General features: G+C 73.2%; 11 protein-coding genes and 1 pseudogene. 6 read left to right on the top strand and 6 right to left on the bottom strand.

The window, feature by feature from the left end; genetic code table 11:
- Positions 1-183: 183 nt before the first annotated feature.
- Positions 184-306: pseudogene (locus ACWDS7_RS40055) on the top strand (hypothetical protein); the annotation flags it as partial.
- Here the strand turns inward: ACWDS7_RS40055 and ACWDS7_RS40050 are convergent.
- The 5 genes from ACWDS7_RS40050 to ACWDS7_RS40030 all read right to left on the bottom strand — a co-directional run bounded on the left by ACWDS7_RS40050 (position 270) and on the right by ACWDS7_RS40030 (position 5,753).
- Positions 270-1,364 (bottom strand): glycosyltransferase, encoded by a 1,095-nt coding sequence (locus tag ACWDS7_RS40050; protein WP_451933521.1) that lies wholly within the window; start codon positions 1,362-1,364, stop codon positions 270-272. The pseudogene ACWDS7_RS40055 and the gene ACWDS7_RS40050 overlap by 37 nt on opposite strands.
- Positions 1,361-2,377 carry an iron-containing redox enzyme family protein gene (locus tag ACWDS7_RS40045; RefSeq protein WP_451933520.1) on the bottom strand — a complete coding sequence of 339 codons (1,017 nt, stop codon included), beginning with the start codon at positions 2,375-2,377 and terminating at the stop codon, positions 1,361-1,363. The genes ACWDS7_RS40050 and ACWDS7_RS40045 overlap by 4 nt, the downstream gene beginning before the upstream one ends.
- A gap of 38 nt (positions 2,378-2,415) precedes the next feature.
- Entirely contained in the window at positions 2,416-3,147 is a 732-nt protein-coding gene (locus ACWDS7_RS40040; RefSeq protein WP_451933519.1) for a class I SAM-dependent DNA methyltransferase, read from the bottom strand.
- Between the two features lie 136 nt (positions 3,148-3,283).
- Complete coding sequence (locus ACWDS7_RS40035) at positions 3,284-5,026, bottom strand: proline--tRNA ligase (protein WP_306856901.1); 1,743 nt, start codon at positions 5,024-5,026, stop codon at positions 3,284-3,286.
- A gap of 67 nt (positions 5,027-5,093) precedes the next feature.
- Positions 5,094-5,753 carry a hypothetical protein gene (locus tag ACWDS7_RS40030; RefSeq protein ID WP_451933518.1) on the bottom strand — a complete coding sequence of 220 codons (660 nt, stop codon included), beginning with the start codon at positions 5,751-5,753 and terminating at the stop codon, positions 5,094-5,096.
- Positions 5,754-5,866: 113 nt separating this feature from the next.
- Here ACWDS7_RS40030 and ACWDS7_RS40025 point away from each other — a divergent pair, with 113 nt between their 5' ends.
- Positions 5,867-6,838 (top strand): acyl-CoA dehydrogenase family protein, encoded by a 972-nt coding sequence (locus tag ACWDS7_RS40025; RefSeq protein WP_451933517.1) that lies wholly within the window; start codon positions 5,867-5,869, stop codon positions 6,836-6,838.
- Positions 6,839-6,897: 59 nt separating this feature from the next.
- On the opposite strand, the gene ACWDS7_RS40020 is transcribed toward ACWDS7_RS40025, so the two are convergent.
- Positions 6,898-7,362: a hypothetical protein gene (locus ACWDS7_RS40020; RefSeq protein WP_451933516.1), complete on the bottom strand. Its 465-nt coding sequence runs from the start codon at positions 7,360-7,362 to the stop codon at positions 6,898-6,900.
- A 237-nt stretch (positions 7,363-7,599) separates the two neighbouring features.
- Between ACWDS7_RS40020 and ACWDS7_RS40015 the strand changes: the two genes are divergently transcribed.
- The 4 genes from ACWDS7_RS40015 to ACWDS7_RS40000 form a co-directional block, all read left to right on the top strand.
- A complete protein-coding gene (locus ACWDS7_RS40015; RefSeq protein ID WP_451933515.1) occupies positions 7,600-8,667 on the top strand; it encodes an LLM class flavin-dependent oxidoreductase in 1,068 nt (355 codons plus the stop codon).
- Complete coding sequence (locus tag ACWDS7_RS40010; protein ID WP_451933514.1) at positions 8,664-9,791, top strand: hypothetical protein; 1,128 nt, start codon at positions 8,664-8,666, stop codon at positions 9,789-9,791. The genes ACWDS7_RS40015 and ACWDS7_RS40010 overlap by 4 nt, the downstream gene beginning before the upstream one ends.
- A gap of 24 nt (positions 9,792-9,815) precedes the next feature.
- Positions 9,816-11,417: an AMP-binding protein gene (locus ACWDS7_RS40005; RefSeq protein ID WP_451933513.1), complete on the top strand. Its 1,602-nt coding sequence runs from the start codon at positions 9,816-9,818 to the stop codon at positions 11,415-11,417.
- A gap of 344 nt (positions 11,418-11,761) precedes the next feature.
- A partial coding sequence (locus tag ACWDS7_RS40000; RefSeq protein ID WP_451933512.1) for an FAD-dependent oxidoreductase occupies positions 11,762-13,121 on the top strand: 1,360 nt, incomplete at its 3' end.

Below are 13,121 nucleotides of genomic sequence, written 5' to 3'. Positions count from 1 at the left end.
CTGGTGCAGTACCTCGACAAGGACGAGCTCCACCCAGAGGGCGTCCACGAGGGGGTCGAGTGGTGCCATGGTGCCTCCTGATGAGGGGACGTGCAGCGCCCCGGCCGCACGGCCCGCGGGGGCCGATCACGCGGGCCGCGGACGGCTGGTTTTCTCACCGGACCCATCGGGCACAAACCTCACATGCAACGCGAAACGGACAATTCGGTCACAGTGACCCCTTGTGAAGACGGGCCGTTGCTGCTGCGGGGGCCGTTCACGCTGACGACTCAGGACGGGGCCCCCATCGCCCCCGGCAGGGCCACGGTGGCGTTGTGCCGCTGCGGGCGCTCGTCCGCCAAGCCCTTCTGCGACGGCTCGCACCGGCCCGCCGGGTTCCGGGCCCCGAGCGAGCCCGACCCGCCGGCCTGACGGCGCGCCCTGAGTCGCCGGCTCGAATGCGCGGCCGTCCGCATCCGGCGCCCCGAGTAGGCGACCCCTCCCCGGAGGAACCGGGCCCCCAGCGCCAGCCAGCTGCAGACGGCCCGCTCCAGCACCCACACCGGGGCGAACAGCGCGGCGCCGAAGGGGAAGACCCGCCGCCCGCCGGCCCGGCGGCGGCCGATCTCGGCCAGCCCCACCACCAGCCCGGCACCGGCCAGGACCGTCCCGCGCCGCCGCAGCAGCACTCCGGCGGCCAGCGCGGGCAGGACGGCGAGGAAGAGCGCCATCCGGGCGGGCTGCGCCAGATCGTCGTAGGCCTGGCGTACGCGCTGGGCCCAGAACCTCGCCGGATCGGGCGGCAGACGGCGGACGTAGAGGTCGAGCGGGCGGCGTTCGCGCCCGCCGTGGGCGCGGACGGTGCGGATGAGCTCCAGGTTCTCGAACAGCACGTCGCCGTCGTAGCCCCCCATCCCCAGGAAGGTCGAGCGTCGCACGCCGAAGGTGCCCGGGTAGTCCGCACCGAAGCAGCGGTTGAGCAGCGCCCTGGCGGTGTCCCAGCGGGCGTGCCAGGGCAGCGGGTCGAAGTAGTTCTGCGGCCGCACCAGGTCGGCCGTCCGCAGCAGGGCGTCGACCCCGGCCAGCTCGGCCTCGCCGTAGCGGACGTCGTCGTCGGCGATGATCACGTGCTCCGCCCGGGCCCGGCGCATCCCGGTGATCACTCCGGCGACCTTGCCGTTGGCGGACCCGAGGTCGCCGTCGGGCCGCACGTGCAGGACGAGCCCGTCCCAGAGGGCGGCGTGCCGGTCGAAGACCGCCTGCGGGGAGCCGTCGACGACGATGACCCGCGCGCTCCGCCCGAGCCGGCGCAGGTAGGCCGTCAGCTCCGCCAGGCCCGAGTCGTCGTCCCAGCGCAGCGGCAGCACGTAGTCGAGATCCGTCACCGGCCGCCCACCGCCTGCCCCGCCTCGCGCAGCGACGTGGCCCCGCGCTCCCAGCGGTCCAGGACCCGCTCGGCGAAGAGACGGTCGAGCGTGAGGGCGCAGGCGGCCCCGTACAGGACGTCACCGGCCAGGGCGGGGTGCGCGGCGGCGAACCCGCCGCACATGTCGTGCGCGGCGATCTGCTCGTGGACGGCGTCGGCCTGCACGTGCTCGTCGTAGAAGCGGCAGGCCGTGGCGTCGCCGCCCAGCCGCCTCAGGCCCCGTCCGTATTTGCGGTTGGGCAGGGAGGAGGTCATCTCGAAGGCCGCGAGGTGCCCCAGCAGGGCGCCCCGGTGCCGCCGGTGGAGGCCGAACAGCGACATGGCGTTGCCGACCGCCAGGGTGGTCGCCGGGACCCGGTCGAGGTAGGCCCCGTAGGAGTCGTCGAGGCCCAGCCCGCGCATCGTGGCCCGGAACAGCTCCGAGTGCATGCGTTCGAGCCGGCCCCCGCCGTACTCGTCGGCCTGGATCTCCACGAGGGCCGCCTTGGCGCGGCCGCGCAGCCGGGGGATCGCCCATGTGTGCGGGTCGGCCTCTTTCAGGTGGTAGATCGAACGGTGCGCGACGAACTCGCGGAACTGCCCGAGATCCGCCTTCTTCTCCAGGAACGACGCCAGGGACGGGCCCTCGCCGGCGGCGACCACCAGCTCCGCCAGGGCCCGGCGCATGCGCGCGGGCGGCGTGGGCGGCGCGGGGAGCGGGCGCGGCACGGCCTCCGCCAGGCCGTCCTCGAACCGCCGTTCCAGCACCTGCCTGGCGGCCAGCAGCGACGGGTCCCACTCCCACCTGTCGTCCACCCCGTCGAAGCCCTGGTAGTGCAGCTCGTAGCAGGCGAAGAGCGCGAGCTGGAGGTCTTCGTCCTCGACCGCCGGTCCGCCGTCGGGCGCGGGCAGCGGGCCGAGCTCGCGGGGCGGGCCCGCCAGCCCGTCGAAGAGCAGGGCCGTGACGGGCCCTCGGGGCGCAGGTAGCTGCATCGCGGCCTCCCGGACGGGGTCGGGGCTCGGCGGGCGGGTCAGCGGCGGTAGACCGACACGTGCGCCCGGCTGTCGTCGGCGAAGGGGGCGCCCCGCCAGTCGGCCCATCGGTGCTCGCGCTCCATGCCCGCCAGGCGCGCCATCAGGTCGAGCTCGGCGGGCCAGGCGTAGCGGTGGTTGGCGGGCAGGAGCCGCAGGCCGCCGGAGGTCAGGTCGATCTTGGTCGTGTACATCATCTGATCGGCCGGGGACAGTCGCGCCGCCTCCACGAAGACCCTGTCCTCGCCCAGCGAGAGCAGGCGCAGCGCCGTGCCGTCCCGGAACGCCGCCAGATCGGGCGTCCACGCCTCGACCACGAACCGGCCACCGGGCCTCAGGTGGGCCGCCGCGTTGCGGAAGCAGGAGACCTGGGCCTCCTGCGAGGGCAGCGCGAAGATCGTGTTGACGGCCAGCACGACCAGGCTGAACTCGCCCTCGACCCGGGTGCCGGCGAAGTCGCCCACCGTCACCGGGATGCGGTCGCCTCCGGGTTTGGCGCGCAGCACCTCCACCATCTCCGGGGAGCCGTCGACCCCCGCGACGGTCAGCCCCCGCGCCGCCAGGGGCAGCGCCAGCCGGCCGGTGCCGATGCCGAACTCCAGAACGGGGCCGCCCGCGGCGAGCTCCTGGAGCCGCTCCACGGCGGACTCCGTGGGGGCGTCCGCCATGGTCATGTCATAGACGTCCGCGATGACGCGCCCGTACGCGGACGCGTCGAACTTCTGCGCCATGGGCCCCCGTCCCCCGATCCCCCGCATGCTCACCGTCCGCATGCGAGGGATGACCGTCGGTCTCAGTGACTGGACTGCCCACCTGGCCGACGGGGGAAACGTCCGCGGTCCGGGGCCGCGGCCTCAGGCCGGCGGGTCAGCCGCGGCAGGCGGCCAGGACCCGCTCGGCGGCCTCGGCGACGGGGATCTCCTCCTTGACGCCGGTGGCGCGGTCGCGCAGTTCGACGACGCCCTGGGCGAGGCCCCGGCCGACGACCAGGATCGTGGGCATGCCGAGCAGCTCGGCGTCCTTGAACTTCACGCCCGGGGAGACCCCGGGGCGGTCGTCCACCAGCACGCGCAGGCCACGGGCCTGGAGCTCCTCGGCGAGCTGGGAGGCGACCTCGATCTGGTTGTCCTTGCCGGTGCCCACGACGTGGACGTCCACCGGGGCGACCTCACGGGGCCAGACCAGGCCGAGCTCGTCGTGCCTCTGCTCGGCCAGCACGGCCACGGCGCGGGAGACGCCGACGCCGTAGGAGCCCATGGTGACGCGGATCGGCTTGCCGTCGGGGCCCAGGGCGTCCAGCTTCGCGGCGTCGGCGTATTTGCGGCCGAGCTGGAAGATGTGGCCGATCTCGATGCCCCGGTCGATGGAGAGGCCGGAACCGCAGACCGGGCAGGCGTCGCCGGCGCGGACCTCGGCCGCCTCGATCGTGCCGTCGGCGACGAAGTCACGGCCGGCGACCACGCCGGCGGCGTGCCTGCCGGGCTCGTTGGCACCCGTCACCCAGGCGCTGCCGTCGACCACGCGGGGGTCGACGAGGTAGCGGATGCCGAGGTCCTTGAGCACCTGCGGGCCGATGTAGCCGCGGACCAGCCCGGGGTGCTTGGCGAAGTCCTCGGCCTCGAAGATGGCGGGCTCACCGGGGGCCAGCGAGGCCTCCAGCCGCTTGAAGTCGACCTCGCGGTCGCCCGGCACGCCGATGACCAGCGTCTCGGTCTTGCCGGAGCCGGGGGTCGCGACCTTGACCACGACGTTCTTGAGCGTCTCGGCGGCGGTGATGCCCAGGCCGTGGTGCTCGTTGACGTGGTTGACCAGCGACTCGATGGTCGGGGTGTCGGGGGTGTCGAGGACCCGCAGGGCCGGCCGCTCCCCGGTGATCGCCGCGGGGGCGGGGGTGGTGACCGCCTCGGCGTTGGCGGCGTAGCCGCACCGGTGGCAGGCGACGAAGGTGTCCTCGCCCGTCGGGGCGGGCGCGAGGAACTCCTCGGAGGCGGAGCCGCCCATCGCGCCGGAGGTGGCGAAGCAGATCTTGTAGTTGATGCCCAGGCGGTCGAAGGTCCTGATGTAGGTCTCGCGGTGCTGCTCGTAGGAGCGCTTGAGACCGTCGTCGTCCAGGTCGAAGGAGTAGGAGTCCTTCATGACGAACTCGCGGCCGCGCAGGATGCCGGCCCGGGGGCGGGCCTCGTCGCGGTATTTCGTCTGGATCTGGTAGAGCGTCACCGGGTAGTCCTTGTAGGAGGAGTATTCCCCCTTGACCATGTCGGTGAACATCTCCTCGTGGGTGGGGCCGAGCAGGTAGTCGGCGCCCTTGCGGTCCTTGAGGCGGAAGAGCGTGTCGCCGTATTCGGTCCAGCGGCCGGTCGCCTCGTAGTAGTCGCGGGGCAGGAGGGCGGGGAAGAGCACCTCCTGGCCGCCCATGCGGTCCATCTCCTCGCGCACGATGCGCGTGACGTTCTCCAGGACCATCTTGCCGAGCGGCAGCCAGGAGTAGATACCGGGTGCGACACGACGGACATAACCGGCGCGGACGAGCAGCTTGTGGCTCGGGACTTCCGCGTCTGCCGGGTCGTCCCTCAGCGTTCGAAGAAACAACGACGACATTCGCAGCAGCACGGCTACTCCTAGCTAGCAGGGATCGATGGCTACAGGCTATCGACTCGCGCAAGCCGGTCGCCTGTCTTTAAAGGCCGACCACGAACACGAAGTAGGCGGAAGCGATGATCAGCACCACCAGCGCCGAGCGGAGCCACCCCGCGCCCCGCCGCAGCCAGAACAGCAGCCCCGCCACGAGCGCGATCACCATCAGGACGCTCCACGGCCAGAATCCGGCGATGTGTTCCGGCCCGGTGGGCAGCGCCTTGTCCATCGCGTCGAGCGCGAAGACCCCGCCCAGCACCCCGCTCGCGAGGTCCCCCCACAGGTCCTTGCGCCTGGTGAAGTAGGACAGCATGCCGAAGGAGGCGAGGGTCAGGAGCGTGATGTTCAGCGTGGCGCCGTGGCTGCCGAGACTCAGGGACTCGCCACCCGTTCTGAAGATCGAGGCGGCCAGCAGCGAGATTATCGGGCCGAAGGTGGCCAGCGCGCTGGTCAGCGCCGCCCAGCCGAGGCTGGCGGCGGTGCGTCCCACGACGACGACGAACAGCACGTAGGCATAGGGCTCGTAGATCGCGTACAGCAGGTCCGACTTGGTGGAGAGCACCGCGCCGAAGGCGCCCAGCACCATTCCCCCGACGAACGAGAGCACCATGTGGAGCACGATCGCCCGCTCCTGGCGATCATCGGCGAGGAAGGCGGCCGTGTAGTTCTGGTCGAACGTGTAGTTCCGGTCAAGCGAAGCCACTGATCCCCCGATCCGCATTACCTTGTGGCCATGTGAAGCATATCTGACCTGCAAGAATGCACAAAATGCGGCAAATATTCCATAACAAGCAACCGCTTGTTTATGCTGGCCGGATGAGCCTGACCCAAGAGCAGTCCGAACTCCGCGAGGCCGTCCGGTCCTTCCTCGTCGAGCGGCCCGGAGCCCCGTGGAGCCGGTTCGCCGCCGAACTCGGCGTGGCGGGCCTGGCCGTCCCCGAGGAATATGGCGGGGCGGGGTGCGGGATGGCGGAGGTCGCCGTCGTCTGCGAGGAACTGGGCCGCGTCCTGGCGCCCTACCCCTATCTGTCAACCGCGGTGCTGGCCGCGGAGGCGGTCAGGACCGCCGGGGACCGCTGCGCCATGGCCCGGCTGCTGCCGGGCATGGCGGATGGCTCAATCACCGCAACTGTGCTGTTCCCCGATGACGCGGATCTAACCTTCAGTGACGGAAAGCTCACCGGGACCGCCCGTTACGCGCTGGACGCCGAGGTGGTGCTCGCCTACGTCGACGGCGAGCTGATCGAGGCCGTCCCCTCCTCCCGGACGCCGCACACCACCCTGGACCAGACCCGTCCGCTCACCGCGCTCGTCTTCGACGCCGTCCCGGCCGTGCGGGTGGGCGACGGCGCGGCCTGCGGCCGGGTCCGGGATCTGGGGATCGCCGGCCTCGCCGCCGAGCAGGTGGGCGGCGCCGCCCGCTGCCTGGAGACGGCCCTGGCCCACGCGAGGCAGCGCCACCAGTTCGGCCGCCCCATCGGCTCCTTCCAGGCCGTCAAGCACAAACTCGCCGATCTGCTCCTGCTCGTCGAGTCCGCCCGCTCCGCCGCGCAGGCGGCCGCCCGGGCCTCCGGGGACGACCTCCCCGTCCAGGCGGCCATCGCCGGCTCCTACTGCACGGAGGCGTATCTGACCGCCGCGGGCGAGAACATCCAGATCCACGGCGGCACCGGCGTCACCTGGGAGCACTCCGCCCACCGCCACTTCAAGCGCGCCACCGCCGACGCCCAGCTCTTCGGCCCCCCGCAGGCGCACCGCGGCCGGCTGGCCGCGGCCGCCGGCCTCTGACCCGCCGGGCGGCCGGGGCACGCGCGCGGCACGCGAGGACGCCGCGGGCCCCGGCGGGGTCAGCCGCCGAGGAGCACCACTTCCCAGGGCTGCCGGGAGGTGGTCCTGCGGGTGGTGTCGAGGGCTTCGGACATGCGCCAGAGGCCGGGACGGACGCGCAGCCGCTCGCGCCCCACGGGGTCCGCCGCGCGCAGGACGAACAGGACGCCCATGACGTCGAGGGCGGCGGTGGCGGAGGTGGCCGGACCCGCCGGGACGGCCAGGGCGCCGGGGACGCCGGGGTCCCGGACGCGCTCGGCCAGCGCGGCGGCGACCTCGGCGGCGTGGGGGCCGTCGCGCCACTCGACGTGCCAGCTCTGGTCGCTCCCCCGCCACCAGGCCAGGTCCCGGCAGGACTCCATGAGCCCGGCCTCGCCCGCCAGCGCGGCCATCACCCGGCCCAGGGCCTCGAACCGGCGCCCGTCCTCGGGCGGCGCCTCGCCGGAGGAGGCACGGGGGCGCCCCGCCGGGCCCGGCGTCCTCACCTCCGGGGGCGTGCCGTCCCGCCGACGCCGCGCGCCGGCTCCGCGCCGTCTGTCCGCCCCTGAGCTCACAGAGCCAACTGTGATCGGCGGGGCCCGTCCCCGCAAGCCCCGGTCCGGCCGCCGGGCGGGCGGGGTCGGCTTGTTGCCGTCCCACCAGGCTGGTAATCTCGCCAAGCGAGCGCTTGGTTAAGTGAGGGCTCGCGACCGGGGACCGGATGTGACACAACGGAGGCGTGGATGACGTCCCTACGGATCAGCCTGGGATATGAGCTGGAGGTCCGCGGGCGCTCCCGCGAGGTCGAGCAACAGGCGTTCCAGAACGTGATCGAGCAGGTGGTGCTCGGCGACCGGCTGGGCTTCGACACCGCGTGGTTCGTGGAGCACCACTTCACCCGCGGCTTCTCCCACTCCTCGGCCCCCGACCTGGTGCTGGCCGCCATCTCCCAGCGCACCGAGCGCATCCATCTGGGCCTGGGCGTGGTGCTGCTGCCCTTCCAGTCCCCCATCCGCACGGCGGAGCGGGTCGCGACCCTCGACGTCATCTCCGGCGGCCGGGTCGAGTTCGGCACGGGCCGGGGCGCCTCCCCGCTGGAGTACCAGGCGTTCCGGAAGCCGTTCGAGAAGTCCCGGCAGATCTGGGAGGAATCCCTGGAGGCGACCCTCGCCATCTGGAGGGCCGACGGGGAGCCGGTCAGCCGCTCCGGCGAGTTCTTCGAGATCCCCGACGTCGCGGTCTACCCGCGCCCCGCCCAGGTGCCGCACCCTCCCGTGTGGGTGGCCTCCACCTCGCTGGAGGGATATCTGGCCGCCGCCAAGCACGGCTACAACCTGCTCGGCATGACGATGCTGAAGGGGATCGACGACGTCGCCGACGACATCGCCCGCTACCGGCAGTGCCTGGCCGACAACGGCTTCGACCCCGACAGCCGCCGGGTCGCGCTGATGATCCCCTGGTACGTCGCGGAGACCCGCGCGCGGGCGTTCGAGATCGCCGCCGACCCGGTGCTGTGGTACATCCGGCGCCAGGTCAACCTGGTCACGCCGCCCGACTACTACGACGCCCGGCACGCCACGCACAAGGTCCTCGGCCAGCTCGCGGCCGGGATGCCGCCGGAGGAGGCGATGGCCACGCTCCGCGAGCACCACATGGTCGTGGTGGACGACGTGGAGGGCTCACGCAAGGCGGCGGCCCGCGTCGCCGAGGCCGGGGCCACGGACCTGATCCTCCAGGCCCAGGTCGGGGGGCTCGCCCACGAGCACGTCTGCGAGTCGATGCGGCTGTTCATGACCGAGGTGGCCAGATGACGGCCGGCCCGGGAGGGACCCGGGTCCGCGACCGGGGCGACGGGGCGGCGGCCGGTGACACGACGGCCTGGAAGACCCGGGGTGATCTCGCCGCGGCGGGCCGTACGGCGACCGGCCTGCTGCTGGTCTCCGCGGACGCCGACAGCGTGGTCTCCGCCGGCGGGCCGGCCGAGACCGTCCGCGCCTGCACCGCCGCGCTGGAGGCGGCGGGGGTGGGCGCGACGGACCGGGTCGTGGTGGCGCTGTCGGGGGACGGCGAGCTCGCGGGCGCGCGGTGGGCGCTGGCCGCGGCCGAGACGGCCCAGGCGGCGGCCTCCGTCGGCCCGCGCGGCAGGCTCCGGCTGCACCACGCGCTGGAGTCGCTGAGGGCGACCACCCTGGTGATCACGCCGACCGGGGCCATGGACCTGCTGGCCAGGCTGCACCTGGAGTTCCTGCTCGACCCGCTGGACCTGGGGCTGCGGCACATCATCCTGACCGGGGAGATCGCCTCCCGGCGGACGATGCCGCACCTGGCGGCGGAGTTCGAGGCGGAGGTGACGGAGGTCTACTGCTCGCCGTTCACCGCGGTGCCGCTGGGATGGCGCTCCTCGGAGACGGCGCCGCTCACCCTGTTCGACCCGGGGTCGGCGGGCCTGGCCCCGCTGGACAGGGACGAAATACTGACCGCTCCGTACACCCCCGGCCTGGCCGAGGTGGTCGTCGCCGACCCGTCGGCCGGCACGACGCTCCGTACCGGGCAGGTCGTCCGGCCGGCCGCCGGAAACGCCTTCCCCGCGCCCGAGCACACCGTCGGCGACCATGTGCTGGTACGCGGGGTGTGGCTGTCGCTGGAGCGGATCGAGAGGGCGCTCGGCAGGATCGACGGCGTCTCCGGCTGGGAACTGGGCGTGACCCGGCAGGGCACGCTCGACGCCGCGACCCTGACGGTGACCTTCAACCGGGAGAGTCTCGTCAGTAACCCCATGTGGAGGTCGCGCATCCAGCAGTCGCTCAAGGCGCTCACGCCGGTCACGATCGCCGTCGAGATCTGCCCGCAGGTCTCGGAGGCCGGCCCCCGGGGCGTGGTGAACGACGAGCGCGGCCACCATCTCGGCAGGGACCGCACGGCCATCGCCCGCTGACCCCCCTCGAAAGGCGCGACCGGCATGGAAGTACCCGGCTGGGGGACGATCCCCCGGATGCTCCGCGACCAGGCCAGCACCCACCCCTCCGACATCGTCGTGGACGACGGCGAGGTACGGCTGTCGCTCGCCGATCTGCGCGACCGGGCCGGCGCCGTCGCCCGGGGCCTGATCGCCCTGGGCGTGCGGGCCGGGGACCGGGTCGCGATCTGGGGCCCGAACGACCCGGGCTGGGTCACGAGCGCGTTCGGCGTCTGGGACGCCGGGGCGGTGCTCGTGCCGCTCTCGGCGCGCTGCAGGGGCATCGAGGCCGCCGGCACGCTGCGCGGGACCGGGACGAGCGTGCTGATCACCGGAGACGGCCTGGACGGCACGGTCTTCACCGACCTGCTGGCCGGCGCGGCGGGCGGGCCGGACGCCGGACGCCCCTACGCCGGCCTGCCGGAGCTGCGGCAGGTGATCGTGCCGGAGCGGGTGCGACGCCCCGGGACGGTGCGGCCCTCCCAACTGCTCTCGGACGGGTCCCGGGTCGGCCGGGCCGAGGCGGAGGAGCGGGCGCTGGCCGTACGGCCGGACGACCTGTGCGAGATCATGTCCACCTCCGGCAGCACCGGGACGCCCAAGGGCGTCATGCTGGAACACGGCCACACGTTGCGCGGCTACTGGGACTGGGCGGAGATCGTCACCCTCCGCCCCGGCGACCGCTATCCGGTCATCGCGCCGTTCGCGCACGGTTTCGGGCTCAACGCGGGGCTGCTGGCCTCGGTGATGCGCCGGGCCGTGATGACTCCGGTCCGGGCGTTCGGCCCCGACCTGCTCATGGACCTGATCCGCGACAGGAGGATCACGGTCCTGGCCGGGCCGCCGACGCTGTTCCACCGGCTGCTGGAGGAGCCCGACCTCGGGGAGCACTCGCTCCGGGTGGCGATCTGCGGGGCGGCCTCGGTGCCCGCCGAGCTCATCCGCAGGCTGCTGGAGCGGCTCGGGCTGGAGCGCATGATCAACGCCTATGGGCTGATGGAGGGCACGGTCGTCTCCATGACCAGGGCGGAGGACCCCGTCGAGGTCGTCGCGTCGAGCACCGGCCGCCCGGTGCCGGGCATGGAGGTCAGGATCGTGGACGAGCGCGGCGCCGAGGTCCCGCCCGGCGGGCGCGGTGAGATCGTCGTACGGGGCTACGGGGTGATGCGCGGCTACTGGAACGAGCCGGGCAGGACCGCCGAGGTGATCAGGGACGGCTGGCTCCACACCGGTGACGTCGGCGCCTTCGATCCCGGCGGCAACCTCGCGGTCGTGGACCGCAAGAAGGAGCTGTACATCGTCGGCGGGTTCAACGTCTCCCCCGCCGAGGTGGAGGGTCTGCTGCTGCGGGAGGGCTCGCTGGCCCAGGCGGCGGTGGTCGGGGTGCCGGACGGGAGGTCGGGCGAGGCCGGGTGGGCGTTCGTGGTCCCCCGGCCGGGCGTCGCCGTCGATCCGGCCGGGATCGTCGCGTGGGCCAGGGAGAACATGTCCGACTACAAGGTGCCCAGGCGGGTGGTCGTGGTGGACGCCCTGCCGGTCAACGCCAACGGGAAGATCGACAAGCGGGCCCTGCGCGCCCGGGCGGCCCTCCGGGCACAGGCGTGACGGACCGGCGGTCCCCGCGGCCCGGCGCGCGGCGGGCGGCGGGCGGGGCACGGCGGCGACCGGCGGAGCGGGTCGGCGACGGCCCCGACGGGTGGGACGCGGTGAGAAAAGCCGCGGCGGGCGGAGTGAAGTGGCGACGGCCTCAGCGAGTTAGATCCGGCGAGAACGGCTTCTATGAGTGGGTACGACGGATATATACGGCATGACGTCGGATATATCCGCCGGTATGGCGGCGCGCGCACCGGCCACGCGGGTTATCTGGATCATGTTGCCTGTCGAGGCTGGCAGGGCGCGCCCCGTTGATACAGAATCGCGTTCACGACAGCCCGCGCCTAGGAGGCGATGTGTCACTGCGAGTCGCGATCGTCGGATCAGGGCCTGCCGGGATCTACACGGCCGAGGCGCTGATGAAGCAGGCCCCCGGGGCCGTCGAGGTGGACGTGCTCGAACGGCTGCCCACGCCCTACGGCCTGGTGCGGTACGGCGTGGCCCCCGACCACACCTCGATCAAGTCGATCGCACAGTACCTGCGCCGGGTGCTGGAGCTGCCGTCCGTGCGGTTCCTGGGCGGCGTCGAGCTGGGCAAGGACGTCGGCGTCACGGACCTGCTGGACTGCTACGACGCCGTGGTCTACTGCACCGGCGCGATGGTGGACCGGCGGATGGGCATCCCCGGTGAGGACCTGCCCGGCAGCGTGGCCGCCACCGACTTCGTGAACTGGTACTGCGGCCACCCCGACATGCCCGCCGACCGCTTCGTCCTCGACAGCCCGGAGGTCGCGGTGATCGGCGTGGGCAACGTGGCGGTGGACGTGGTGCGCGTCCTCGCCAAGACCGCCGAGGAGCTGCGCGCCACGGACGTGCCCGACGAGGTGCTGTCCCGGCTGGCCGGCAGCCAGGTCAAGGCCATCCACATGATCGGCCGCCGGGGGCCCGAGCACGCCAAGTTCACCCTGAAGGAGCTCCGGGAGCTGGGCGAGCTGACCAACGCCGACGTGTGCGTGCGGCCCGAGGAGGCGGTGGCGGACGTCACGGACCTGCCGCGCCAGGTCCGGGGGAACGTCGAGGTGCTGCAGGGCTGGGCCGCCCGCACCCCGGTGGGCCGCCCCCGGAGGCTGGACGTGCGGTTCTGGATGCGCCCGGTGGAGATCCTCGGCGAGAGCCGGGTGGAGGCGCTCAGGCTCGAACGGACCCGGCTGGTGGACGGCCGCGTCGTGGGCACCGGCGAGTTCGAGACCCTCCCGGTCGGCATAGTCCTGCGCTCGGTCGGCTACCGGAGCGTGCCGCTGCCCGGCGTCCCCTTCTCCGAGGCCACCATGACCGTCCCGAACGAGGCCGGCCGGGTCCGTGACCGCGAGTACGTGGCCGGCTGGCTCAAGCGCGGTCCCACCGGCGTGATCGGCACCAACAAGTCCGACGCCGCGGAGACGGTCCGCACCCTGCTGGCCGACCTCGCCGGCCGCGAGCCGGCCCGCCGCGCCGACCTGGACGACCTCCTCGCCTCCCGGGGCGTCTCCCCCATCACCTACGGGCACTGGCTGGCCATCGAGGAGGCGGAGGCGGCCCTGGCCAGGACCCTGGGCCGCGGCGAGCGCGTCAAGCTCCTCGGTCCCGGTCCACGGTCCTCCTCGCCCACCAGCCGGTCCAGGCCGTCCAGGCAGCCGAGTACGGTGTCGACCTCCAGCTGTCCGGCCACACCCACGG

The organism is Streptosporangium sp. NPDC003464 (assembly GCF_053588315.1).
The sequence above is the reverse complement of the archived record's forward strand: the minus strand, read 5'-3'. Positions and strand labels throughout refer to the sequence as shown.